22 protein-coding genes and 1 pseudogene are annotated in these 25,292 nt (G+C 37.8%); 3 read left to right on the top strand and 20 right to left on the bottom strand.

Annotation, left to right across the window (positions count from 1 at the left end):
- Positions 1-526 precede the first annotated feature (526 nt).
- The 6 genes from ACQKIH_RS20685 to ACQKIH_RS20660 form a co-directional block, all read right to left on the bottom strand.
- Positions 527-745, bottom strand: coding sequence for a TIGR04104 family putative zinc finger protein (locus ACQKIH_RS20685; protein ID WP_427768577.1), 219 nt, complete (start codon positions 743-745; stop codon positions 527-529).
- A gap of 156 nt (positions 746-901) precedes the next feature.
- Entirely contained in the window at positions 902-1,309 is a 408-nt protein-coding gene (locus tag ACQKIH_RS20680; protein WP_427768575.1) for a hypothetical protein, read from the bottom strand.
- Positions 1,310-1,538: 229 nt separating this feature from the next.
- Entirely contained in the window at positions 1,539-1,859 is a 321-nt protein-coding gene (locus ACQKIH_RS20675; RefSeq protein WP_427768573.1) for a nuclear transport factor 2 family protein, read from the bottom strand.
- 326 nt (positions 1,860-2,185) lie between these two features.
- Positions 2,186-4,471: a DEAD/DEAH box helicase gene (locus ACQKIH_RS20670; protein ID WP_427768571.1), complete on the bottom strand. Its 2,286-nt coding sequence runs from the start codon at positions 4,469-4,471 to the stop codon at positions 2,186-2,188.
- Positions 4,461-4,829, bottom strand: a complete 369-nt coding sequence (locus ACQKIH_RS20665) for a YppE family protein (RefSeq protein ID WP_057982325.1) — start codon at positions 4,827-4,829, stop codon at positions 4,461-4,463. Before ACQKIH_RS20665 ends, ACQKIH_RS20670 begins: the two co-directional genes overlap by 11 nt.
- A 48-nt stretch (positions 4,830-4,877) precedes the next feature.
- The gene (locus ACQKIH_RS20660) at positions 4,878-5,075 is read right to left on the bottom strand and encodes a hypothetical protein (RefSeq protein ID WP_057982324.1); all 198 of its coding nucleotides are present in this window, start codon (positions 5,073-5,075) and stop codon (positions 4,878-4,880) included.
- A gap of 197 nt (positions 5,076-5,272) precedes the next feature.
- On the opposite strand from ACQKIH_RS20660, the gene recU reads away from it, so the two are divergent.
- Together recU and ACQKIH_RS20650 are read left to right on the top strand one after the other, a co-directional pair.
- A complete protein-coding gene (gene recU, locus ACQKIH_RS20655; RefSeq protein ID WP_057982323.1) occupies positions 5,273-5,923 on the top strand; it encodes a Holliday junction resolvase RecU in 651 nt (216 codons plus the stop codon).
- A 1-nt stretch (position 5,924) separates the two neighbouring features.
- On the top strand, positions 5,925-8,630 hold the full coding sequence (locus ACQKIH_RS20650) for a PBP1A family penicillin-binding protein (RefSeq protein WP_057982322.1): 2,706 nt from the start codon (positions 5,925-5,927) through the stop codon (positions 8,628-8,630).
- Between the two features lie 295 nt (positions 8,631-8,925).
- On the opposite strand, the gene ACQKIH_RS20645 is transcribed toward ACQKIH_RS20650, so the two are convergent.
- The 14 genes and pseudogenes from ACQKIH_RS20645 to lpdA form a co-directional block, all read right to left on the bottom strand.
- Complete coding sequence (locus tag ACQKIH_RS20645; RefSeq protein WP_057982320.1) at positions 8,926-9,267, bottom strand: YpoC family protein; 342 nt, start codon at positions 9,265-9,267, stop codon at positions 8,926-8,928.
- Positions 9,264-9,923: an endonuclease III gene (nth, locus tag ACQKIH_RS20640; protein WP_427768568.1), complete on the bottom strand. Its 660-nt coding sequence runs from the start codon at positions 9,921-9,923 to the stop codon at positions 9,264-9,266. Before nth ends, ACQKIH_RS20645 begins: the two co-directional genes overlap by 4 nt.
- Before the next feature lie 12 nt (positions 9,924-9,935).
- The gene (locus ACQKIH_RS20635) at positions 9,936-10,658 is read right to left on the bottom strand and encodes a DnaD domain protein (protein WP_427768567.1); all 723 of its coding nucleotides are present in this window, start codon (positions 10,656-10,658) and stop codon (positions 9,936-9,938) included.
- A gap of 109 nt (positions 10,659-10,767) precedes the next feature.
- On the bottom strand, positions 10,768-12,063 hold the full coding sequence (gene asnS / locus ACQKIH_RS20630) for an asparagine--tRNA ligase (protein ID WP_057982315.1): 1,296 nt from the start codon (positions 12,061-12,063) through the stop codon (positions 10,768-10,770).
- Between the two features lie 64 nt (positions 12,064-12,127).
- Positions 12,128-13,321 (bottom strand): pyridoxal phosphate-dependent aminotransferase, encoded by a 1,194-nt coding sequence (locus ACQKIH_RS20625; protein WP_427768566.1) that lies wholly within the window; start codon positions 13,319-13,321, stop codon positions 12,128-12,130.
- A 13-nt stretch (positions 13,322-13,334) separates the two neighbouring features.
- A complete protein-coding gene (locus ACQKIH_RS20620; protein ID WP_057982311.1) occupies positions 13,335-13,817 on the bottom strand; it encodes a cell wall elongation regulator TseB-like domain-containing protein in 483 nt (160 codons plus the stop codon).
- A gap of 103 nt (positions 13,818-13,920) precedes the next feature.
- Positions 13,921-16,698 carry an ATP-dependent DNA helicase DinG gene (gene dinG / locus ACQKIH_RS20615; protein ID WP_427768564.1) on the bottom strand — a complete coding sequence of 926 codons (2,778 nt, stop codon included), beginning with the start codon at positions 16,696-16,698 and terminating at the stop codon, positions 13,921-13,923.
- Between the two features lie 460 nt (positions 16,699-17,158).
- The gene (locus ACQKIH_RS20610; RefSeq protein ID WP_427768563.1) at positions 17,159-17,452 is read right to left on the bottom strand and encodes a hypothetical protein; all 294 of its coding nucleotides are present in this window, start codon (positions 17,450-17,452) and stop codon (positions 17,159-17,161) included.
- Positions 17,434-18,414, bottom strand: a complete 981-nt coding sequence (locus ACQKIH_RS20605; RefSeq protein ID WP_427768562.1) for an anti-sigma factor — start codon at positions 18,412-18,414, stop codon at positions 17,434-17,436. Before ACQKIH_RS20605 ends, ACQKIH_RS20610 begins: the two co-directional genes overlap by 19 nt.
- 2 nt (positions 18,415-18,416) lie before the next feature.
- Positions 18,417-18,893 carry a sigma-70 family RNA polymerase sigma factor gene (locus ACQKIH_RS20600; RefSeq protein ID WP_427768561.1) on the bottom strand — a complete coding sequence of 159 codons (477 nt, stop codon included), beginning with the start codon at positions 18,891-18,893 and terminating at the stop codon, positions 18,417-18,419.
- Positions 18,894-19,056: 163 nt separating this feature from the next.
- Positions 19,057-20,202, bottom strand: coding sequence for a cation:proton antiporter (locus ACQKIH_RS20595; RefSeq protein ID WP_427768560.1), 1,146 nt, complete (start codon positions 20,200-20,202; stop codon positions 19,057-19,059).
- A 146-nt stretch (positions 20,203-20,348) separates the two neighbouring features.
- Positions 20,349-21,329, bottom strand: a pseudogene (locus ACQKIH_RS20590) (YeiH family protein).
- 45 nt (positions 21,330-21,374) lie between these two features.
- Entirely contained in the window at positions 21,375-21,713 is a 339-nt protein-coding gene (locus tag ACQKIH_RS20585) for a transketolase (protein WP_427768559.1), read from the bottom strand.
- A gap of 175 nt (positions 21,714-21,888) precedes the next feature.
- Entirely contained in the window at positions 21,889-23,223 is a 1,335-nt protein-coding gene (gene lpdA, locus ACQKIH_RS20580; protein ID WP_427768558.1) for a dihydrolipoyl dehydrogenase, read from the bottom strand.
- Positions 23,224-23,501: 278 nt separating this feature from the next.
- On the opposite strand from lpdA, the gene hmpA reads away from it, so the two are divergent.
- Positions 23,502-24,710, top strand: coding sequence for an NO-inducible flavohemoprotein (hmpA, locus tag ACQKIH_RS20575; RefSeq protein ID WP_427768557.1), 1,209 nt, complete (start codon positions 23,502-23,504; stop codon positions 24,708-24,710).
- Positions 24,711-25,292: the final 582 nt, after the last annotated feature.

Raw genomic sequence — 25,292 nt, 5'->3', positions numbered from 1 at the left:
CCTATATCTGCCGCTACTGTTCTTGAACTTTCTTTTCCATTTACATATCTTTGAACCGCAGCTAATTTTTCTTCTGCACTAATTTTAGACATAGATAACTGCACCTCCTTGTTAGTTGTGTCTAACAATTGGGGTGCAGTTCACGTTTGGGAACGTTATTTAACTATGAGATGTGTAAGCTATTCGCAAAATTATAGCATTACATCTATTTAAACTAAGCTTTTTTCTGATACTTTTTATTTTGAATAGCAAAGAAAGTCCAAATCAGGACTAAGGAACTAACAGGTCCATTTCCTGTAATAATTTTTGTGTCAAATATCCAATTAATTATACCTTTGCTAATTATAAATATCAGTGTCAAAATGATGATTAATAACAACGAGTGTAATATTAATTTTGGGAAACGTATTTGAGATAAATTTGGAAAATTCATTTTTATCACCTCTATGTTATTATACAATTTTCTATTAATTTTAAAATGGTTACCAACCTTTCATTTTGGAACGTTATTTGTATAAAGTATTAATTATTGATAACCATCGTTTTTGTCACTCAATTTGATAAAGAAGGGGAAAATAATCACAAGTAGAAAACTAATAGAGCCTAAACTTATAATATTTTGCGTTGTTTTTGAGACATACTGTTTTTCTCCGCAGTTCGGACATAGTTTTCCGTCTTTTGAAAATCCAGCAGCCATAACTTCTTTAAATGACCATTTATAGTTACAATTTGTGCATCTTGCCATACAAATCCTCCCCAATAGCTTTTATACAAGTATACATGATGAGGATTTTAAAATGGAAATTATAACTAAATCTTAGAACCTTCCCAAAGCTTCCATTTGGGAACGTTCTTTCAACTACATATGTATATTTATTCTTCAATTTTTTCAAACAATAAGCTACTCAACTGTGTGTGAATCGATAAGCTTTCCTGTCTTTAAATCGTAAATTTTATAATCCATTGTCCACATATGGTCTTTGGTCACCGTAACCTCACAGTAATAAGGAATTGATTTGCCATAAGTATCGAGTTCAGGAATCTCATTGAAATTAAATCGTTCGTCTGTTTGAAGCATATTGAAAGTCGCATCAGAAGAACGACCAGATGAAGATATTTCTATCGTGCATTTACCATTAACAACATCAAAGTCTTTCATTATTACATATTTTAAACTTGGAACAGTCATCCATAAAAGTAGGAGTCCTATTAAAAAACCGCTCAGCATTTTAATAGTCGGCCAAAACTTAATTTCTCTCTTTCTATACATAAGAATTAAAAAAATCGCACTACCTATAACTATTAACACACCTAAACTAAATAAAGAATAATAAATAAAAACAATAACCCACTCCCTACAATAAGTAATTACTATATTTACGTTAATTCAATTATAAAAGTTTCAAAAGTCATCCTTATAACATTCCCAAACCGTCGTTTGGTCACATTTTGAAATATTTGTTACACTAAATCCTCTGTTAATTGAGTAAGAATTAGAGTGAAGAAGTTATTTTTGTCCCTTGATGAAAATGCATCTTCTAACGTCCATCAATTAATTTCCATATCGAACTACGTAATGAGTGTTGTTTATTCAACTCGTTATAAATTCGGTAGGTTGTTAAAACTATTTCTTCAGACAATGGATGAATCTCAAAATCACTCATTTTCATTCGTACTACGCTAAGACTCACTTCGCCAATACTTTCATCTTTGTACAATACTTCACCTGAGCTTCCGAATTCAAAAAAACTGTCTGAAAGTATATTAATTAGTTCATCTTTTGAAGTCCTTATTTCTGGTTTTAACAATTTTTCCTCTAGCTGAAACAAATGTTCTTTTAACAACGCCCTATACTCCATTTTATACTCACCTTTTTCCGTTCAAATTATGTGATAATAGGAATTTTTTATTCAATAATCATGCGCCGTTAGTTGAAGTACAACCTTCAAGAACTCTCGTTCGGTAAATCGAATCAGTGTTACGTTATTTAACAAATCTGGTATTTAGTATACATTCTACCTGTAATAATATTCTGGGACAATTAAAAAATACAGCCTCTGTGTATAAAGGCTGTATTTTGTGGTTAAACTATCAAGTTTTAGTATGGTTTCTTGCCTGCAATAACAATTTCACTACTCTTTTCTTTATTTATGAAGCTATTAAGGTTGCACAACAAATACCAAACTTAATTACTTAATTCACCCGCTAAATTTTGCAATAATTTAATCGTATCCTTCTTCGGACTGTCGGTTAAACTGTTTTGTGGACCGACACATGCAGGGCAACCACTTGGACATGGACATTGACGAACATGTTCTAACGCTTTTTCAACAAGACTTAAAATAATATCATAAACCTTCTCACTTAACCCGATACCACCTGGGTAGCTGTCATAAATAAATAGTGTCGGCTTTTCATTGTGTGTCGCTTTCACTTGCGGGACGACTGAAACATCAGAACGGTCACAATGAATAAATAAGGGGATAAAGCTGCCGAGTGCTTGTGCAACACCTTCAAGTGCTTCTGCCAACCTTACATCATTCCACCCTTCCACTACTTCAAAACTTAACCACGTCGCATTTGTATGCATTTCCATCGGTGGCAAATGTATCGGTCCAGAGCCAATATTTTCGTTTTTTTCGTGTAGCTTTATTTTCTTGAAAATTGTTGGGATCGCTAAAATTCCTACGTCCCCATAGCTTACAGAAGCACTTTCATAGTGTGCGATTTTATCCTCGCTTAACACCTTTAGTTCCACGGCTAAGTTGGCATCTGTAAAATAATCCACATCCACCTCGCGGACATACGCTTTTTTCTCTTCCCAATCTAACTTTTCCACTTGGAATTGAATCCCTTGATGTAAGTAAATTGCTTCTTCATGGAGGAGTGTCATCGCACTATACGTGTCCATCTCACCAATTACTTTTGTATTTGCAGGCGTTGACATATCAATAATGACCACATTTTCTTGAGCTGCTGACCGCAATGAAATATCATGGGCTGGAAAACGCTCACTCATCCAGTGCCATTGGGTGCTCGTTTTAACAAGTACCCCTTCCTCTTCTAAAAACTGCAATAACTCCTGAATTTCAAATTCCCCATAACTATCAGTCATCGAAAATGGCAGTTCGAATGCCGCACACTTTAAATGGTCCATTAAAATAAGCATGTTTTCTGGGTTAATGCGTACTTCTTCAGGTGAGCTTCCTAACATATAGCTCGGATGTTGAACGATATATTGATCAAGCGCAGTTGATTGGGCAACGTATATAATTAATGCCTCACCTTGCCGTCTTCCCGCGCGACCTGCTTGCTGCCATGCACTTGCAATATTTCCCGGATAACCTGTCATAATACACGCTTGTAATTGACCAATATCCACGCCCAATTCTAAAGCATTCGTACTAATGACCATTTGGATTGCACCTTCACGCAAGCCTTTTTCAATCTTTCTTCGCTCACTTGGCAGATAGCCTCCTCGGTACCCTTGAATTGATTCATCTGCAATTTTTTTTACGGTTAAAGATTTTAAATACGTAACGAGCATTTCAACTCGAACGCGTGATTTCGCAAAAATGATTGTCTGAATTCCCGCTTCAAACAAGCGCTTCGAAATATCGCGCACTTCTAATACGGCACTTCGTCTGACACCGAATGTTGGATGAACAATAGGTGGATTATAAAAAAGAAAGGTTTTTTTACCAACCGGCGCACCCGACTTTGAAATCAGCTCGTGCTTTGTATTTGTTAAGGATTCCGCTAATTGTTGTGGGTTGCTAATTGTGGCACTTGTACAAATAATGAGTGGATTGCTTCCATAAAATGCGCAAATTCGTTGCAACCTTCTTAAAACATGAGCTACATGCGAGCCAAAAACACCTTTATATGTATGCAATTCATCAATAACGATGTATTTTAAATTCTCAAAGAGCGAAACCCATTTTGTGTGATGAGGTAATATCCCCGAATGCAACATATCCGGGTTGGTCATGACGATATGCCCCGCCTTACGAATCTTTTGGCGGATGCCTGGCGCGGTATCCCCATCATACGTATAACTTAAAATTTCCTCATCCATTTGTTCGATTAATTCATGTAAATCTGATTTTTGATCTTGTGCTAATGCCTTTGTCGGAAATAAATAAATGGCCCGGCTAGATTTGTCCTCTAAAATCTTTTGTAACACAGGCAAGTGATAGCAGTATGATTTTCCAGAGGCAGTCGGGGTAATCGCTGTGAAATTTTTCCCTTGCTGCGCCAAATCAAAAGCCGCACGCTGATGTGTATACAGCTGCTCAACGCCTCTTGCCTGCAGCGCCTTTATGATGGACGGGTGCAATTGTTGCGGGAACGGGGCATACTCCGCCCTTTTTTCATCTAGCGTATGCCAACCTTTGATGTTTTGCTTTAACTCCTCGTCATATTGCCACTCTTGCAAAAGCTCAGCTATCGAACGTTTTTTACTCAACATTCGCATCAGCCTCTTCTAGCTTTTTCATCAAAATCGACAGTGTATATAGCACAGACTGAATGGATTGAATAAAACGTTTCTTACTCGTCCCTTTATAAAAAGATTGCACAACAAATTGTTCCATCGCGTCTGCTGCATGGTCAATTTGTTGTACATATAAATTTTTAGGATGGTTTTCCTTAATCCACAAATGCGCAAGTTGCTGCCAATTTTTGATTGCAGCATGAATCGTATCCGCATGTGGTTTTACTTCATTATAAAAATCAGGTTCTTTATCTAAGCGGCGCATTTCCCAAAAACGGTCGAGCGCGTCCTGACATTCATTTTGTAATTGTTGTGTATTTATTTTTAATTCCATAAATTGCACCTCGAGTAGTTTGACTAGTTGCTTTTAGTTTATCAAATTCTACTCCATTGTACTACTAATATGCGAACAAGTATTCTTTACTTGCATTTGCTTTTCTGCTAAGCTTACTTTTTGGTAACCTGCGATCAATCGGGCATAAAATTCGTTCGTAACGCGTGCCTCTTCTAATTGTACTTGGACAGTTAATAGTTGCTTTGCGAAATCAATAGTTTGGATAATGGATGAAATTTTTGACATGGGCAAACGCCTCCTTTCTTGTAGATTACGTTACAAAATCGATAAATCATAGTCACTCGCAAAACTAGTCATAGGTCGCTAAAAGCTCTTACCATATGTCGATTTCGTAGGTAATTTCGGAAACAAATTTTATCTTCATTCATCCGCTTTATGATAAAATAAATAAGTATGGAAATGATTAGAAAGATGGTGATTTCATGGTCATACGTTATCCGAACGGAAAAATTTATAATGCCTCACCTACAAAAATTTCAGAATCAAGTACACCTGTTCCGAAGAAAAAACGCGAAATTTCGTATAGTAATCGCGGAAAAAGCCTTGAAGATGATTTAAATGAAACGAATTTGTTTTATTTACAGCAAAATTTGGCAAATATTCATAAGAAACCTGTTCCGATACAAATCGTCAAAGTAGATTATCCGGCAAGAAGTGCAGCGGTTATTCGTGAAGCTTATTTCCGCACCCCTTCGACAACGGATTATAATGGCGTATGGAATGGTTATTATATCGACTTTGAAGCGAAGGAAACCGAAAGTAAAACATCCTTTCCCTTGCAAAATATTCATGCACATCAAATCGAGCATATGAAATCCGTAGAATGCCAAAATGGAATCGCCTTTTTCATCATTCGTTTTTCAAAACTTGGGCGCAATTTTGCCCTACCCTTTCAAATAATCGAGCAGTTTTGGACAATGATGCAAAATGGTAGTAGAAAGTCGATTCCTTTAAACGTTTTTGAGCAGCAAGCAATCGAAATGAAGGACGGTTATATGCCGCGCCTTGATTATTTACAAGCTGTAAAAAAGTTCATCGCAGACAAAAATGTTTGTGAAAGTGAGGAGAAATAACGTGTCAGAACAAAAACGAACTCGCGAAGATATTAAACGCGAGCGTCAATCACAAAAGAAAAAAATACAAACAAAAACACCCTTTGGTATATGGATTAAGCGAATTTTCTTAACCGTCGTTTTATTAGGGGTTGTCGGATTTTTAGGTGGTGCCGGGCTATTCGCCTATTATGTTAGTAGCGCACCAGACTTAGATGAAGAATTATTAAAAGATCCCATCTCATCTGAATTTTATGATGTGAATAAAGAGCTTTTTGCCACAATTGGTGCAGAAAAACGGAATTATGTAAAGTATGAAGATATTCCAGTTCAAATGCGAGATGCCATTATCGCGACAGAAGATTCACGATTTTTCGACCATTTTGGTATCGATATTTGGCGACTTGGTAGTGCCGTCATCGCCAATGTCCGTGATGGCTTCGGGGCACAAGGTGCGAGTACAATTACACAACAAGTTGTAAAAAACTCCTTCTTAAAAAACGAGAAAAAATTAAAACGTAAAGCACAAGAAGCTTGGCTTTCAATACAATTAGAGCGCAAGTATTCAAAAGAACAAATTTTCGAAATGTACTTCAATAAAATACTGATGTCAGGTCGTATTTACGGTTTTGGTACAGCAGCAAAAGAATTTTATGGGAAAGAGTTAGATGAATTAACATTGGATGAAGCGGCTTTACTTGCAGGTATCCCGCAAAGTCCCAATAACTATAACCCATATAAAAATCCAGAACGTGCAGAAAAACGACGTAATATCGTCCTTTCTTTAATGGTTCAGCATAATAAAATTTCGCAAACGGAAGCTGATTCAGCGAAAACGGCCAATGTAACAGCTGGTTTAATTCCTGATGAAAAACGTATTGCGAACACAACGACTAAATATCCAGCATTTTTAGACGTTGTATTATCTGAGATAGAGGCAAAGGGTGAAACAGAATTACTTTCAGAAGGCATTAAAGTGTATACAACATTAGATCCAGAGGCACAAAAAATTGTCGAAAATACGATAAACAATGACAGTAACTTCCCGAATGAACAAATTCAAGCAGGTATTGCTGTCGTTGATACGGAAACAGGCGCATTGCGTGCGGTCGGCGGTGGTCGAAATTATTCTGGAAACCTACCTTATAACCATGCTTACGACTTAACAACGCGTTCACCTGGTTCGACATTAAAACCATTAGTCGATTATGGTCCCGCTTTTGAATATTTAAAATGGTCAACAGGGGAAACAACGGTCGATGAACCAATTACGTATACAGGTTCTAAACAAGTGATTACAAACTGGGATAGTAAATATGGTGGTCCAATGACTGTTCGTGAAGCACTTTACACTTCTCGAAACATTCCTGCTGTCAAGACATTCCGTGAAGTAGGAGCCGATCGTTCAAAACAATTTTTAGCAAATATCGGTATTCGTACAGACAAACAACTTGTGGAATCTGATGCTATTGGCGGTGGTCGTATTGCGATTTCACCAATTCAAATGGCAGCTTCTTATGCGGCTTTTGGAAATAACGGAACATACAACGATGCCCATGCAATATCAAAAATTGTTTTCCGTGATGGCTCATCATCAGATTCTTATAAGCCTAAACAAAAGATTGCGATGAGCGATTACACAGCCTATATGGTGACAGATATTTTACGCGACGTTGTCAGTACGAAGCCGAATGCCTCAGCAAAGAGAGCAATGGTTTCAGGGGTAGACATTGCTGGTAAAACAGGAACAACTAACTACTCTTCTGATGAATTTAAAAAATTTAATTTAAAGAAAAATTCAGTTCCAGACACTTGGTTTGCAGGCTATACAACGAATTATTCGATTGCCATTTGGGGCGGTCATTCTCTGCGTAAAGATGCCATTTCAACATGGGAAGAACGTTGGTTGCCGCAAACATTATTTAAAACAATTATGACGGATTTAGATAAACATAATCCATCATCTAAGTTTAAGCAGCCAAGCTCTGTTGTTTCTGCAACGATTGAAGTAGGTTCAAATCCGTTAAAATTAGCGAGTGAATATACACCTAATACTCACCGTAAAACCGAGTTATTTGTAAAAGGAACGGAGCCGAAAGTAGTATCTGAACAGTTCGTACAAGAAACATTGGATGCTCCGACAAATCTACACGCACTTTACAATGATACGACACAGTTAGTCGATTTAACGTGGGCACATCCATCACTCACACAAGAAGATGGTTCACCAGTAACGTTTGAAGTGACGATGAACGCAGATGGAGAGGCGCCAACAGTCGTTTCTGTCACGAGTTCACTCGCTATTCAAATATCAAATATTGAACCAGGGAAAACCTATACTTTCTCAGTTGTTGCATTAGCTGACGATATCCGTAGTGAACCTGTATCGACTTCGATTTACATCAACCAAGATACATCACTTGAGGAGCCAGTCATCCCTGAAATCCCAGGTATTGATGATGAAGACTCAAACCTTCCGATAAACCCGGAAGAGCCGAATCCAGATGAAGGCAATGAGAATAATGGAAACGGCAACGATCAAGGGAACGGCAATAATGGGAATGGCAACGGGAATAATGGAAACGGCCAAGGTAATGGTAATAATGGGAATGGCAACGGAAATAACAACACCGAGCCCCCTGATATTGGGACGAATCCAATACCACCATCCCCTCCTACTTCGCTAGAACCCGGAGCTGAAGAAGAACCGGTTGTGGACGGAGAATAAATTTCTCACTCCTTCTTATTTAGCCAACACATATAGTTGATATGTGTGTTGGTTTTTCTTTTGAAACAAAATCCGCCGGGGCATTGGGCCAACACGACGTTGGTCACTCAGACGTTGCCGCACGACGCGGCGTTCTTAGCCTGAGTTCCACTACTTCAGCCGAGTTTAAAACCACACTGAATAAAATTGCATATTTAGCATTCGCCCCCTACCTATAGAATTAGGGTACTTCTGCTGAATCAAGTAAAAAGACCATCCACACATACCTTTTCGTATGAGTAGATGGTCTTTTTCATTATAATCGTAATCTTGCGCATCGTTTTTTCGTTTCTTTATACAGTTCATCTAATTGGCGATATGCCGCATATTGACTTGGGCGCATTTTCACAAAGCTTAGACGTTCCATGCCATTAATCGGCATTAATTCATATGGCTCAATTTCCGAAAACTCCGCGCTAGGTTCAGAGCTCGATACAATAAAATGTTCAAATTGTTCAATAGCTTGCTGCATTAACTGCCCCACTGACGAATCACGTGCATCGTGAGCAAGATGAATCTTTTGCTGTAATTGCTCCCAGCTTTCATACCACTCATTCACTGCCACTTTGGAAATTTTTTCTTTATTCACAGCAATCATACTTTCACCAAACCTTTTTTCAAACGTTTTTGCCCTTCTCGACAATCTGCTAATAATGGACATGTACCACAGCCAGGATTTTGCGCCTTACAATGATAGCGTCCAAAGAAGATGATTTGATGATGAGCACGACTCCATCGATCTATCGGCGTTTTCTTCATAATCGTTTCTTCCACTTCAAGCACATTATCTTTCCAACGGCATAGCCCTAAACGCTTTGTTACGCGTTCTACATGTGTATCAACAGCCATCGCCGGTACATTAAATGCTACAGATAAAACGACGTTCGCTGTTTTTCGACCTACTCCTGGTAATGTCACAAGCTCTTCCCTCGTTGCAGGCACTTCCCAGTTAAAATCATTGATCAGTATGCCACTTAATAATTGAATGTTTTTCGCTTTATTGCGGTACAAGCCAATTGAGCGAATATCATTTTGCAACTCTTCTAAAGAAACCTCCAAATAATCTTGGGGTGTTTTATATTTTTGAAAAAGATTTTTCGTAACTTTATTGACGAGCACATCCGTACATTGAGCAGATAAAAGAGTCGCAATCGTCAGCTCGAATGGATTGTCGTGCACAAGTTCACAATGTGCATCTGGATACATTTTGTCCATCTCATCTAAAAAATGGAGCCATTGCGTTTTCGTTAACATTCGAGGTCCCTCCTATTCCCTTTCCTCTAACCAATTATAAAATGATACTTTTTTCGTCGGTTGTTGTTGTTCTGGTGGTTGGTATGTGTTTGTAGTTGTCGTATGTTTACGATACTGCTCGCTATGCTTTTCAACTTGCTGCAGTGTCGTAATCTTTTTCTTTTTCCACTCCATTAAAATGCGATCAATATAACGCAAATTCACTTTACTCGCTAAAACCGCTTCTTTTAACGCCGCTTTAATAATTTCTGGTGAATGCTTATCAATATCAATCCACATACCAATCGTTTCGAGTTCAATCGGTGATAATAAACGACCAAACTCTTGTTCAAATAGCGTAAAAATCGTAGCTTCATCCACTTTATTTGCCGTTTCGACTACTTGCTGTTGTTGCGCCTCTAAATTTTCTAATAGCCTTACCCATAAAGGATATAATGAATATTTTTCAGCTATTTTTCCTAAGTCGTCGGTGGATTGGGAAATTTCTAGCATCCCTTTTTGCATTAAACGTTGCAATATTTGAGAGATTTTAGCTTGTTGAAAATGAGTACGCATCATTAAATCATTGGGCGTAGGAAAATCAATTCCCTCCTGCTCAAAGCTCACTAAATGCATGACAATGAGTGCTTCGTCATCTTGAATATTTAGCTCTTTATAATGTCGGAAGAACAGATTGGGCACCGTAATGTTGCGTTGCTGCGTCCAAATGCGGATTCGTTCAAAATCATTCTTCATACGGATCCCTCCTTCCTTTATCGTAATAGAAAGCGCCCGGTTTTACCCGGACGCTTTACGGAATTTTATTGAGTATCAACTGGACGCTATGACGCCAAGTTAACGTAATTTATGGGTATAAACGGTTTAATAAACGTGGGAATGGAATCGACTCACGAATATGCTCTGAGCCTGAAATCCATGCTACTGTACGCTCTAATCCTAGACCAAAACCTGAATGTGGTACAGAACCTTGCTTACGTAGCTCTAAATACCAAGCATAGGCATCTTCTGATAAGCCGTGCTCCTCAAGTCGTGCTTTTAACAGATCATAATCATGAATACGTTCAGAACCACCGATAATTTCTCCGTAGCCTTCTGGTGCAATTAAATCTGCACATAATACAACATCATCGCGCTCTGGATGCGGTTGCATGTAGAATGGCTTGATGCCAGTTGGGTAGCATGTAATGAACACTGGTTTATCATATGCATTGGCAATCGCCGTTTCATGTGGTGCACCGAAATCATCGCCCCACTGAATATCGTCAAAACCTTGCTCATGTAAGAATTTAATCGCATCATCATAAGAAATACGTGGGAATGGTGCTTGAATGTTTTCTAATTTTGATGTGTCACGACCTAGACGTTCTAATTCTAGTTTACAGTTTTTTAATACCGATTGAACGATATGTGTAACGTATTGTTCTTGCACTTCTAAATTCTCTTCAAATTCTACAAATGCCATCTCCGGCTCAATCATCCAAAACTCGATTAAGTGACGACGCGTTTTTGATTTTTCTGCACGGAATGTTGGACCGAATGAAAATACTTTTCCTAATGCCATTGCAGAGGCTTCCATATAAAGTTGACCTGATTGAGAAAGGAAAGCATCTTCATCGAAATATTTCGTATGGAATAATTCAGATGTACCTTCAGGTGATGAACCCGTTAAAATTGGTGGGTCCATTTTTGTAAAGCCATTGTCATTAAAGAATTCATACGTAGCACGAATAATTTCATTACGCACTTTCATAATCGCATGTTGCTTACGAGAGCGTAACCATAAATGACGGTTGTCCATTAAAAACTCTGTACCGTGCTCTTTTGGTGTAATTGGGAAATCTGTTGCCGCATGAATTACTTCAATACCTGTTACATTTAATTCTGCACCGAATGAAGAACGCTCATCAGCCTTTACTTCACCAATAATGTACATTGAAGTTTCTTGCGTCATACCTTTTGCTACTGCAAAAAGTTCTTCGCCCACTTCTTCTTTTACTACAACACCTTGTGCAAAGCCTGAGCCATCACGTAATTGTAAGAAAGCTAATTTACCGCTTGAACGCTTATTTGCTAACCAAGCACCTAGTTTAATTGTTTCACCGATATGGTTTGGCATATCTTTAATCATAATTTTTTTCATAGTGTCCTCCAAAACTTACAGTTAATATTCATTAAAAATCTGTGCCATCCGCCTGGGCATTAAGTTAGTCTTGCCAATTTGCTTTTACAAAAGCATCGATACGACGAACTGATTCTTCTAATAAATCTAAAGATGTTGCATACGAAATACGAATTGTTGCGGGAGCGCCAAAGCCTGAACCTGGAATTACTGCAACGTTAGCTTCTGTTAATAATGCGCTCGCAAAATCATCCACTGACGCATAGCCTGTTTTCGTAGCCGCTTCCGATACATCTGGTAATAAGTAAAATGCGCCTTGTGGAGCCAATACTTTTACCCCAGGAATAGCTGCTACTTTCGGGAAAATTACTGCTAAGCGTGATTCAAACGCTTGACGCATTTCTTCAACAGTTGACTGTGGACCATTATACGCTTCAATCGCTGCATATTGTGCCGTTGTCGTCGCGTTCGAAGTAGAATGTGAAGCTAAATCAGTCATTGCATTAATAATCGTTGCATCACCGGCCGCATAACCAATACGCCATCCTGTCATTGAATGCGATTTGGCTACACCATTAATGACAATTGTACGTGCTTTAATTTGTTCTGAAAGTTGCGCAATCGAAAAATGCTCTACTCCATTGTAAACAAGCTTTTCGTAAATTTCATCTGAAACGATTAAAATATCGTTTTGCTCTGCTATTTTTGCCAACTCAGCTAACTCTTCTTTTGAATAAATCATCCCTGATGGATTCGAAGGTGAGTTAATGATCATCGCTTTTGTTTTAGGTGTAATCGCATCTTTTAATTGTTGAGCAGTAATTTTATAACTTTGCTCCGCTGTACCTTCCACATACACTGGCACACCGCCCGCTAGTTTCACTTGCTCTGGATACGAAACCCAGTAAGGGATTGGAATGATGACTTCATCACCCTCATTTAAAATTACTTGGAACAATGTATACAGTACGTGTTTCGCCCCAACACCAACCATTACTTCATTCGCTTTATATGTAAGCCTATTATCGCGAGAAAGTTTATCGATAATCGCTTGCTTTAATGCAGGTAAGCCTCCAGCTGGCGTATACTTTGTTAAACCTTCGTCCATTGACTTTTTAGCCGCAGTTAAAATATTTTCCGGCGTATTGAAATCAGGTTCCCCTGCTCCTAAGCCAATCACGTCAATACCTTGTGCTTTTAGCTCTTTTGCTTTAGCTGTAATCGCCAAAGTTGTAGATGGTGTTAAAGTTTTTACACGGTTTGCTAACAATTGTTTCATGTTAATGTCTCCTCTACAAATTCAATATACGTTTCCACCATTGCCCGTCTTTAAACAAGAGATACACATAGTTTAAACTGCCAGATTCACTCATATACGTTATTTCCCATACAGCGCCTGGTTCCTCAAAACCTAACTTTGTGTGAAGCACCTTTTTTACAGACGTTTCATCATGAAAAGCAGTTAAAGCCTGTTGTTCTGAAATGCCATCTTGCAAATACACTTCCTGCATTGCCTTCACTTCTAAACTTATAGGAACGAAAATCGCTTTTTCCTTACCATATTCGTCGACTCCGAATACCGTAACGTATGGCTTATTTCCGTTATAAACATAGGACTCTGAAATATTCGCCAGCGCCTTCGTATCAAGCGCTAGCTCTTCAGCTTGTTGTTCTATGTCATTAAACGGTGCAGTCGCTTTCCAGAGTACTATTACTGAAATAACAAGTGACAAAGATAAAATAAAGACTACACCAAATATTAACCAGTTTTTCATGCCGCCACCTGTTTACATTTCGTGCAAATATGGCATGCATGAAAAGCCAAGCTATTTTTAAAAATTTGTTTCATATTTGTCGACCTGCTTTCCTTCCGCATCGTTATTTATTATACCAACTTCCTAGCTGTTGTACCATACTATCAAGTGGCAGTTTTTGTACCGAAATGGGCGGTAATGCCTCGATAAATTGCGAGCCATAAGATTTCGCATCAATTCGGCGATCCAGAACGATAAATACGCCTCGATCTTGACTCGAACGAATTAATCGACCGAATCCTTGCTTGAAACGTAAAATGGCTTCTGGTAAGGACAATTCCGAAAATGAATTTTGCCCTTGCTGCTGTAAAAATTGTGCACGTGCCTTAAACGTTGGTTCGTCTGGTGAAGAAAATGGCAACCGAACAACAATGACCGAAGATAATCCATCACCAGGTACGTCGACACCTTCCCAAAAACTATTCGTACCAAACAGAACTGAATGATTAAATTTTTGGAAGGATTTTAGTAAACGCATCCGACTGCCCGCAGTAATCCCTTGTGCAAACAGCATATAGTCACTTAACAGCTCGCTTTCTTGAATCAGCTCGACGGTTTTACGTAGCATGTCTTGTGAAGTGAATAACACAAAGCACCTTCCTTGTGTCATGCGTACCACATTTGTGACAGCATGGGCCACCTCTTCAATATAATCACTTTGCGAAACCGTTTGAATATCTGGCATATCCGTGACAATAAACGCTTTTGCCCCTGCATAATAGCTCGCTGGTGCCTGAAGTTTTTCTAGCGTCACTTGTCGATCAATTCCTAATTGATTCGTAATAAAGCGTTCGTTATTTGGCACTGATAGCGTTCCTGAAGTCCAAATAACCGCGCATTTTTCACGAATAGGCGTAAATAATTCCGTAATTGTTTGTGTCACATCGATTGGTTTTTTAAAGATTTGAATGCTTCCAGGGACACTTCTACGATCCATTTCTAACCAGCAAGAATAGCTGTTTTCATCCTTAAGGAACACTTCATCCCATTCAGATATTTTCAATTTAAATTCGCGAATCCAATAATTCCATTGATCCATTATATAGTGATGCTCTGGTGCAAGCTCTTCCACACCTGAATAAAACTGCAACGCTACTTGCTGCGCTTCATCAATCCAGCGCTGCACCGCAACCGTTACGTTTGAAAACACATCTGTCGGTAACTGTAATTCAGCTAAAAACGCTGTTAGTTTTAGCTCTTTTTTATTCATACTATTTGACTGCTGGACATGTCGAACAAATACATGTATCGCCTCATCAAATGCCGCAACCATTTGATTAAATCGTTTTTCAACTTGTTGTAAAGTCGATGTATGAACTAACTGTTTTTTGATAGCCGCTCGCTTCATTCGATAGAAAAGTTGCTCATCCTCTATATTGCCAATTTGACCAAATAAATATTTCCAATTTATATACGAAAAAATCTTTTCGTCCTGGCTAATAGCTGCTTGAACAAATTGATGTGCTTCATCAATAACCCATCCACCAATTTCATTGAAAATTTGTTCATGTCGCACTAAATCGGCTAACAACATCGCATGATTGGTCACGATAATTTGTGCTTGTCGACTATTTTGAATCGCACGCGCGTAAAAGTCATACAGCGGCATCGTTGTTTTCGGCAGCTCTGTTTTACGTATTTTATCGATTAATAATTGCCCACCACCTGAAACATTGAGCTCACTGAAATCACCCGTTTCGGTCTTTGTAAGCCATATTAACGTTTGGAGTAATGTAAAAGTTTCATCATATGATTCATCGGATGCTTTTAACATTTGTTCAAATTTTTCTACATCAATATAATGATTCATACCTTTTAACAAAGCGATTTTAACAGGATGACCTAAAATTTGTTCTAACACCGGAATTTCATTTTGCAGGAGCTGGTCTAATAAATGCGATGTATACGTACTAATTCCAACCTTTTTTCCGGTTTGCATCGCATAAAATATCGACGGCAATAAATAGCCCATCGTTTTCCCAATTCCTGTCGAAGCTTCAATAACATGCTCGGATTTAGCATTTAAATGATGCCAAATACTATCCATCATTTGAAATTGCTGTGGACGTTCTTCTGAATGTGGCATACCTTTCCGTAAGTAGGCCATTTTATCTTCAATCGTAAACGGATAAGAGATGGTCCCATGCTCAACTTTCGGTGTCGGCGCCATTTTTCGAATCGCCAACTTTTTGTAATACACATGGTCACTCGTCTCCGTTGCTTTCATTCGCTTCACATACAGTGCATCAAAAAATAATTGGGCTAAATTCGTCTTTAAACGAAACGAGCGCTTATGCAATTGTTCGAGCGTATTTTGCGGTAACGTTAACAACTCTTCCCAGCAGCGCTTCAATAAATACGCCGTTGCGAGTGCATCATCATCTGCTCTGTGCGCACTTTCCAGCGGAATATTTAAATCACTGGCTAAATCCCCTAACTTATAGCTAAAGGACATAGGAAATAAAATTTTTGCTAATTCAACCGTATCCATTTTTTTGCCATACCATTTAGGCAGTCCTGCACGTTTAAATTCTGCTTGTAAAAAGGACAAATCAAAATCTGTATTATGCGCGACAAATACCGTATCTTGTAATAATTCATAAATTTTATGGGCATGCATTTCGAAAGGTTGCGCATCTGCTACATCTGCATCCGTAATATTCGTTAAATCTTGAATAAAGAGCGGAATCGATTTACCTGGATGAATAAATGTGGAAAACTTTTTTGTCACTTGCCAATCTTCCATGATAACAAGCGCAAATTGAATCATTCGATCGCCATTCGTAGGAGAATGCCCTGTCGTTTCGATATCAACAATCGCATATTTTTGACTTTCTTTCATAAAGTTTCAACTCACAGTTCAAATAATAATAACAAAATTTTATCACAGTTTTGTATAAGACGTCATGCAAATACGAATAAAGGATTAGCGTTATTTTTTATGGGTGTTTTTTCGCTCTTGAATTTTCGTTAGTAGCCAATTTATTCGCTTTAATAGACAATATCCCTTCGATAATAGCCACTTCCCTCTTGTTAATCAACAAAATTGAATGCTTTTTGTGAGGCAAGCGCAGATTTGTGTCATAAAACACAAAAAAATCCTAACACCGCAAATAATATGCGTCGCTAGGATTACTAATTATGTAAGGTGTGCAGGGGCTCATCTCCCTGCACAATGCAAAAGCTTCCCAGCAAATCCGTGCTGTTGGATGGACGCTTTTGTTGTGAAGTCAAATACTTCACTGAGGTTTTGGCACCTAAAGAATAGAATATAATAATTTAGTGCTTTTTACAAGGATTTTTTATGGAAACGGATAAATCCACCAACCAACAATGAATGTAACGCTTATAAAAACAAATAAATAAATGCCTAATGATAGTCCTCTCACGCCAAAACTCCGACTTGATTTAGGAAACACCGCTATGATTCCTAACATAAAAGCCATCCACATGAGACTAAAATAAAGGTCACCCATAATTACATTGATCCCCGTTAAAACCGCAATATTGATTAAAATTAATGCAACAATTCCAGATAAAACGCTCATCCCACCTATAACGGAAAAAAATAATTTACTTAGTTTACCCAGTTCCATAGCTTCACCTCCCCAAGTTTCATCAAGCGAACGATTTCATTTTTTTGTAATTTTTCCACTTCTGCTTTAGGACCTGTTACAACGACCGCATACGTTTGAAAGCCATGTTTTTTGACATATTCAATCCGTTCTTGTAAGGATAAAGTTTTATGCGAGGAAACATCCGTTGCAATTCGTTCATATGGAGCTAAAAATTCAAGTATTTCTAAAAATGTTTGTTCATGCGAAACGGAATCTTTAAAAGGTGACCAATTCGTCGTATCGCGCCCTACAGGGTAGCCAATTGGTGAAACGATCCCCTCGGCACTTTCGTTTTTCTCCTCGAGCCCTGTGTAAACAGCAGCCCATGTCACATCTACATTTTCAAATAGCTTTTGGACCTGCTCAACATCCGTCAACTCATTTAACGATATATAAGCTTCCACAACCGTTTCATCCGGTAATCCTTCTAAAATCCACCATTCGTTTGCACTGTTAAATTCATACTGATTTTTTGGATGGACTAGCCATGGACTCGTTTGCGTAGGATATTTTGGATACATCTTTTCTAACTTCGAATCAATTTTTTTATCCATTAAATTATTTAATAAAAATGAAGTTTCGTATTCTTTCACTGGGTAAATGTCTTTGCCGATTTGCTTATATTGTATAAAATCCAATTTCATCGTAAAAAGTGAAAAGTCCATTTCAAACTGTAGTTCCTCTAACGTGATATTCGGCTCTGTAATGTATTGCGTTTGACTGGTAATGTCCATTAATGTTGTTGATTTCGTTCCAAATGCATAGTAAAAAATAGTGAGCATAAAGCATGTTGGGACGATTAATAAAATAACAATTACTGTCGTTAAAATTAACTTCCACTTTGAAGAGCGAATCGCTTTAAATGTCTTTTTTGCCGAATGTTCATCCATTTCTTTACTTTCCTTTTTTGCCTTTTGAATGAATTGCTCATATGGATCCAATTTTATTCCTCCTTTGAAAGTAGTTCGCGCAATTTCTTTCGCCCACGAGCAACATGACTTTTTACGGTGTTAATATTCATACTTAATATTTCAGCCACTTGTTCATACGTACATTCATGCACATCACATAGTAATATTGCTTGCCTCTCAATATCTTTTAGTTCATTTAGTAGCTTCAATAGTTGAATGTATGAATCCTGCTCCACTACAAATTGTTCCGGGGTTCGTTCGTCTATTTGATTTATTTCATTCGTCACGACAATTAGCTTTTGCTTTCGTACCGAATCAATATAACTATAATAAGCAACTTTAAACAGCCAAGGTCTAATGTCATCAATTGGTTTTGCTAATAAGGTAATATGCGCTTTTATAAATGTTTCTTGAAGTAAGTCTTCAGTTTGGGCATGATGCTGTGTTAGAGAAAATAAATAGCGGTAAATATCGTTCATATGCGACTCAAAAATTTGCTCCAAATCCATCCTTTCCCACCTCTCACTATATCCTCGGATGAACACCTACATTAGTTGCAATCTTTCCAAAATTTATTTTAGCTCAAAATGAAAAAGGCAGAGACGTCAAAAAATCAACGTTTCTGCCTTTACTCAAGTGTTTCAATTATATCGTTTTTTTTGCATCACCATTTTATTTTTGGTGACGACGGTCACCGAAGAAACCTTTTAACATTGGTGGTGTAACAATTGTTGTAACAATAATTACAATAACCATTGGGGTATAATCTTCTGCTGGTAATAAACCGCTCGATAATCCCATCGCAGCAAGAATTAATGCTACTTCACCACGTGAAACCATTCCCGATCCAATTCCTGCTGAAGATTTCCAATTGAAACCGGCCATTTTTGCACCAAGACCCGAACCAATTAATTTAGATAAGATTGCAACAATTGAGAAGACTACTAAAAACCAAATATTCTCTGCAATCCCGTCAAACGTTACAGACAATCCAATACTTACAAAGAAGAATGGAACGAATAATCCACCTGCAAGTGGCTCCACTTTATGTTCAATTGCTTCTTTAAATTCTGTACGTCCAATCGCAATCCCCACGAAGAAAGCACCAATAATCGCAGCAATACCAAAGTAGTGCTCACCAATATATGCCAGTGCAAAACAGGCGATTAATCCAGCGCTCAGCACCGCTTCTGTAATTTTCAAGCGTGAAAATGCCTTTAAGTATGGCGGAATAACCCATTTCGCTACAACAAATAATAGAATGAAGAAGAATACTTTTCCTCCAATTAATGCTGGAATGGAAACATCATCTCCAAGCAAGAAGCTCATCGCAACCGCTAAAAGAACAACAACAATAATGTCATCTAAAACAGCTGCACCTAATAATACAGAACCTTCCTTCGTTTTTAACCAACCGATTTCGTTCAATGTTTGAACCGAAATACTAACAGAAGTAGCCGCTAGTGTTAACCCAATGAAAATTGCTTGACCTTGTGTAAGACCAAATGCCAAAGCGAGCGGATAACTCATTGCAATTGGTAATAAAATACCACCTAACGCAACATATACCGCACCTTTCATATTGGCGTTTAATTCTTCTAAATCTGTTTCCAAACCTGCTAAAAACATTAATAAAATAACACCAATTTCACTAAATGTTTTCATAATTTCATTGTCAGTAACCCAACCTAACATAGCAGGACCTATTAAAATACCAATTAAAATTTTCCCTAGAACAGAAGGTTGTCCTAATCGAACACTAAGGTGTCCGGCAAGTTTCGTTGCTATTAGTACGATAACAATTTGAAAAATAAACATAAATATCTCCTCTCTTTGATACAAAAAGGCATAGAGGTGCCAGTGTTGACTGACTCCTCCATGCCTTGCATATGTATTAGAATACTACCATAGTAACAAAAACATTTCACAACATGCAACTATTTAATCCGAATTTTCTTTTTCATTCAGACTAATATCAGCATGGATGCAAATAAAATGACTGACGTTAATGTAAGTAGTAACAATGGGCGGATCGCTTTTGCTTGAAGTTGTTTTAAGTTAATTGATAAACCTAAACCCGCCATAGACATTGCCAATAAAAACGACGCAAATGTGGCGATGGATTGTTGCGTTTGAACTGACATCCAGCCGTTTTCAAGTGTAATTGTACTAATAATTGAAATTGCTAAAAATCCGAGTACAAAATAAGGGAACGGTGGCTTTTTCGTGTTTTCCGTTTGTTGCTTACGCGATACAACCCATACGATAATCATCGTTACGGGCACAAGTAATAATACACGACTCAATTTCGCTAAAAAGGCCGGTGCTAATGACTCGTCTCCAAATGCAGCACCGGCTAATGCAGCATGTGCTACTTCATGAACACTAAGCCCTACCCATTGCCCATACATTTCTGGTGACATTTGCAGAACATTCCCTAAAAACGGCATAGCTAGCGCGAATAGCGTTCCAACAAGTGAAATCATCCCTACCGCAAGCGCTGTATCATCGTCATCCGCCCGTACTATGGGTGAAATTGCTCCAATAGCAGCCGCACCGCAAATTCCAGTACCCCCACCAAGCAACAGCGCAAATGTCGAATCTACCTTTAGCCATTTCGCTAAAAGCAGCATGACACCAATCCCAATAATGACCGCAAAAATCGCGCGAACTAAATAAGGTAGACCCTAATCAAATATGACCACCATATTCAGTCGAACACCGTATAAAATAATCGCAAAACGGAGAATTTTTTTAGCTGTAAAAGTAATTCCCTTTTGCCATTTTGTCGGATTAAAAAAGAAATTTCGAATGATGATTGCCATAAATATCGCCAATGCAAGTGGTCCAATTATCGATAGAACAGGCAATTTAGCTAACATATAAGAACTCATTGCAATTAAAAAAGTAAGCAGTATCCCATAAATAAAATTTTTCTTATCCATAATAATTCCTTTCAACTAACTATCCATATAAATACTCAAAATAACTTAAAAAAGCTTTGGTAAATATTCTCGTTGGTAGTGTATATTCTTTCTTAACCATAGCTGTAATATTTGCCGATGCGTTAATAACCGTTTTTTTCGGTGTTGCCGCTGCTGTGCTTCTTGCAAACTTTCGAGCAACATTTTAGTTTCGTGTAAACATTGCGCTGGTTCTACTAACAGTTGTAACGACGTATCGATTAATTGATGCCGTTGCAAAGAAGCTAATAATTCAGCAAATTGCCTGCTCATCTCCGCATAGTCATCCTCCTGCTGTAATTTACTCATACGAATGATGGCGTCTTCAATTTCTTTCTCAAGTAATTCTAACGATGACTTTAACATTTCACACCTCAACCGTCCATTTTTTTCGAATAGTCTCATTATAACGGAGGTGTGGCATTTACTAAAGCGGAATTATTTTCATATCCTCTTCCTTTTATATAAACTATAAAAGACATTCTGATTTGAAGTCAAAATGTCTTTTCACATTTACTAAAAACGTGCAAAATATATAGAATTAAGCATGAATTGCTTTGCCAAATACCGACCGCGCAGCATCCCCAACATGCTCACTTACTGTTGGATGTGGGAAGATCATACGCGCTAAATCTTTCACAGAGCCGCCAAGTACTTTTGCCGCAAGCATGGAATTAATCATTTCAGTTGCCCCGTCACCCACTACACATGCCCCGTAAATATCGCCTTCTGGACTCGCAACAAATTTCATAAAGCCTTGTGTATTGCCTTCAAGTAGGGCTTTCGGATTTGTTGGTAAATACATTTTCGTCACGATTGAATCAGCTGGTGCTTCATGCTCTAACATGCCAAATGTCGCAATTTCAGGATGGGTATACACACAGCGAGGGATTTCCTGTTGGTTAATCACTTTTGGATGTTTCCCTAAAATATAATCAACTGTATGCACACCTTCTGCACTGGCTGAATGCGCTAATTGGAAGCCTCCAACTAAATCACCAATTGCAAAAATGCCTGGAATACTCGTTTCATAATGATTATTTACTTTGATTAAACGACCGTCCATTTGCATTTCAAGCGCTTCCGCAATTTGGATATTCGCACGACGCCCCGTTGCAAACAATAAATTTTCATATGGTAGGACACCAAAAGACGTTTGAATTTCATGTGCTCGAATTTCTTCAAATGTAAAATTAGTAATTAATTCAATTCCTAACTGCTCCATTTTTTCTTTAATAATTGGACGCGCATCAGGTTCCTCTGTTTGTAATATATCTTTACTATGGTTTAATACCGTTACTTTTGTTCCCATCGGCGCTAATGCAAAGGCCATTTCAATCGCAATAACCCCACCACCAACGATCGTTAGTTGTTTTGGTAGCTCTTGAATCGAAAAGAATGTATCCGTTGTATAGTAGTTAGACGTTTCTAAGCCTTTAAATGGCGGAACAAACGGACGGCTCCCTGTTGCCAAAATGACGTTTGTCGCTGTAAAAGATTCATCTCCTACAATCACTTTACGTTCTGCTGTCACCGTAGCTTCCCCGCGGAACATCGTAATTTGTGCGTTGCCAATAAATTCTTCAATATTCGTTAACAGCTGCTCTACGACTTTATCTTTTCGTTGCATTAATTTTGGAAAATCAATATTAATTGTAGGAACAGTAATGCCCCAATCCGTTCCTCGTCGAATTTCTTGGACGAGCTTACTATGTTCTAACATAATTTTAGAAGGGATACAGCCGACATTATAGCAAGCCCCTCCCACTTTATCTTTTTCTACTAGTGCCACTTTTAAGCCACTTTTTGCTGCATGAATTGCTGCCACATATCCCCCAGGACCTGCGCCAATTACTGCTAAATCAAAATTTGTCATATTTTCCACCTCATTTTTCACATTAGCATGACAATATTTGGATTGCAACTGAAAGTATTACATAATTTCTCATTTAATAGTACATACTACGTCAAACTAAAATTATTAGTTAGATTTTGCTATGTCTAAATGACATTCTGCGCATTGTAAAGTTATTTCAACACAAAGAAGTATTTAATATACATCTTTGTGTCAATTCCGTTAAAGATGTATATATAATATTGCTTTAAAAAATGAATAGGCATATATTATATTTATCACGAAAGGACGTGTTCAGCATGTTAGATCAACATACAATCAACGTTATTAAATCAACAGTACCAGTATTAGAAGTACACGGCGTAGCCATTACAAAAACTTTTTATAGTAATTTATTTAAGGACAATCCAGGATTATTAAATATTTTCAACCATACAAACCAATCACAAGGTCGTCAACAAACGGCATTAGCAAATACGGTGTATGCCGCTGCACAGCATATCGACAACTTAGAACCAATCGTTCCTGTTGTTGTACAAATTGCACATAAGCACGTAAGTTTAGGCGTTTTACCAGAGCATTACCCAATCGTAGGTCAATACTTACTTGCAGCGATTAAAGAAGTATTAGGTGATGCAGCAACAGATGAAATCATTGAAGCATGGGGCAAAGCATACGGTGTGATTGCGGACATCTTCATCTCAGTGGAAGAAGATTTATATAAAGCAGCTGAGAATAATCGGGGCTGGCGTGCATTTAAACAGTTCAAAATTGTTCGCATGGAAAAAGAAAGTGATGATGTGACATCTTTCTACTTTACACCAGTAGAAGGCTCAAAAGTACCTGCGTATAAACCAGGCCAATATGTAACCGTTCGTGTAACTGCACCTGGTGAAGAGTTCATGCTAAATCGCCAATATACATTATCACAACCAAGCAATACACAGGAATTCCGTATTTCTGTAAAGCGTGAAAACGACAATAATATTAAAGGGAAAGTATCAAACTTCCTACATGAAGCAGTTGTTGGCACGATCATTGATGTAAGTACTCCAGCGGGTGTCTTCACATACGAACCGACAACAGCACCTGTATTATTCATTAGTGGTGGGGTTGGTGTAACACCTTTAAACGCGATGTTCCAATCAATTGAAGGTAAAGAAAATGTAACTTTCATCCAATGTGCACGTAACGAAAATGTTCTGGCTTTCCATGAGGATATCCAAAACAAAATGAATGCCTTAAACGGTCCAACTGGTTTAAAAAAGCTGTTTAGCGCGTTCAAAAAAGACAGTAACTCTCATCATAAAGTGTTATATTCAGATAACAATGAGTTTATTGATGCGAATGTGTTACGTCCTGTTTTAGCAAAAGATACACAAGTATATCTTTGCGGACCTGTACCATTTTTAGAAGCAGCGATTACTGCATTACATGAGTGCAACATCCCTGATAGCCAAATTCACTTTGAATTCTTCGGCCCTGCGATGCAGTTGAATACGAAATAAATGATGGACTAGCCCGTGTGAGTATGGGCTAGTCTATTTTTTACGGTAGGTTATTTTTAGGGTTAAATGAATGAATTGATACGATCAACGCTGAAAATGAAACTACAAGTATTAGGAGTACTTTGGCCGCCAACCGTTAATCCGCCTAAAACACAAATCTTTGTCACCTTATAAGGAATTTTTCTATTCAAAAAGTACTTCATTTCACATGAAAAAAAGGTTGATTTTTGAACGAAAACGTAACTTTTTTATGCGGAAAATAGACTAAGAACACCAAGAAAATGAGCTAACTTTTTTATTCAAACCGTGAAAATGCCGTCGTTACGGACATGAATCGAATTATAAATGCATGTTTAAAAAAATATGTCGTACTTTCTTCTGCGTATATTCGCGATTTGGCGCATTTGATATACTACATATTTAAAAATAAGTGCTAAAATAAGTAAAAAGTAGCCATTATCACTTATTTAAAATTAAGTAGTATATCGATAGGTTCTTACGCTCATTTAGTGAAAAATAGTGGCTATTTGTGGTCCATTTTAAAATTGCTTTTTTGGTATAATATCACCCCTTAAAAAGCAC

The sequence above is a fragment of the Solibacillus cecembensis genome, from assembly GCF_050272495.1.
GTDB lineage: Bacteria > Bacillota > Bacilli > Bacillales_A > Planococcaceae > Solibacillus > Solibacillus cecembensis.
This window is presented reverse-complemented; position numbering and strand designations above follow the sequence as displayed.

Bases quoted from the DNA above. Each gene is read 5' to 3' on its own strand.
- nth (WP_427768568.1), bottom strand. From the start codon at position 9,923: ATGTTAACGAAAACGCAATGGCTCCATTTTTTAGATGAGATGGACAAA.
- ACQKIH_RS20620 (WP_057982311.1), bottom strand. From the start codon at position 13,817: ATGAAAAACTGGTTAATATTTGGTGTAGTCTTTATTTTATCTTTGTCA.
- dinG (WP_427768564.1), bottom strand. From the start codon at position 16,698: ATGAAAGAAAGTCAAAAATATGCGATTGTTGATATCGAAACGACAGGG.
- ACQKIH_RS20675 (WP_427768573.1), bottom strand. From the start codon at position 1,859: ATGGAGTATAGGGCGTTGTTAAAAGAACATTTGTTTCAGCTAGAGGAA.
- ACQKIH_RS20670 (WP_427768571.1), bottom strand. From the start codon at position 4,471: ATGTTGAGTAAAAAACGTTCGATAGCTGAGCTTTTGCAAGAGTGGCAA.
- ACQKIH_RS20600 (WP_427768561.1), bottom strand. From the start codon at position 18,893: ATGGATTTGGAGCAAATTTTTGAGTCGCATATGAACGATATTTACCGC.
- lpdA (WP_427768558.1), bottom strand. From the start codon at position 23,223: ATGACAAATTTTGATTTAGCAGTAATTGGCGCAGGTCCTGGGGGATAT.
- ACQKIH_RS20585 (WP_427768559.1), bottom strand. From the start codon at position 21,713: ATGTTAAAGTCATCGTTAGAATTACTTGAGAAAGAAATTGAAGACGCC.
- ACQKIH_RS20635 (WP_427768567.1), bottom strand. From the start codon at position 10,658: ATGAAGAATGATTTTGAACGAATCCGCATTTGGACGCAGCAACGCAAC.
- ACQKIH_RS20595 (WP_427768560.1), bottom strand. From the start codon at position 20,202: ATGTTTATTTTTCAAATTGTTATCGTACTAATAGCAACGAAACTTGCC.
- ACQKIH_RS20660 (WP_057982324.1), bottom strand. From the start codon at position 5,075: ATGTCAAAAATTTCATCCATTATCCAAACTATTGATTTCGCAAAGCAA.
- ACQKIH_RS20610 (WP_427768563.1), bottom strand. From the start codon at position 17,452: ATGGAACTGGGTAAACTAAGTAAATTATTTTTTTCCGTTATAGGTGGG.
- ACQKIH_RS20645 (WP_057982320.1), bottom strand. From the start codon at position 9,267: ATGATTGCTGTGAATAAAGAAAAAATTTCCAAAGTGGCAGTGAATGAG.
- ACQKIH_RS20665 (WP_057982325.1), bottom strand. From the start codon at position 4,829: ATGGAATTAAAAATAAATACACAACAATTACAAAATGAATGTCAGGAC.
- asnS (WP_057982315.1), bottom strand. From the start codon at position 12,063: ATGAAAAAAATTATGATTAAAGATATGCCAAACCATATCGGTGAAACA.
- recU (WP_057982323.1), top strand. From the start codon at position 5,273: ATGGTCATACGTTATCCGAACGGAAAAATTTATAATGCCTCACCTACA.
- ACQKIH_RS20685 (WP_427768577.1), bottom strand. From the start codon at position 745: ATGGCAAGATGCACAAATTGTAACTATAAATGGTCATTTAAAGAAGTT.
- hmpA (WP_427768557.1), top strand. From the start codon at position 23,502: ATGTTAGATCAACATACAATCAACGTTATTAAATCAACAGTACCAGTA.
- ACQKIH_RS20625 (WP_427768566.1), bottom strand. From the start codon at position 13,321: ATGAAACAATTGTTAGCAAACCGTGTAAAAACTTTAACACCATCTACA.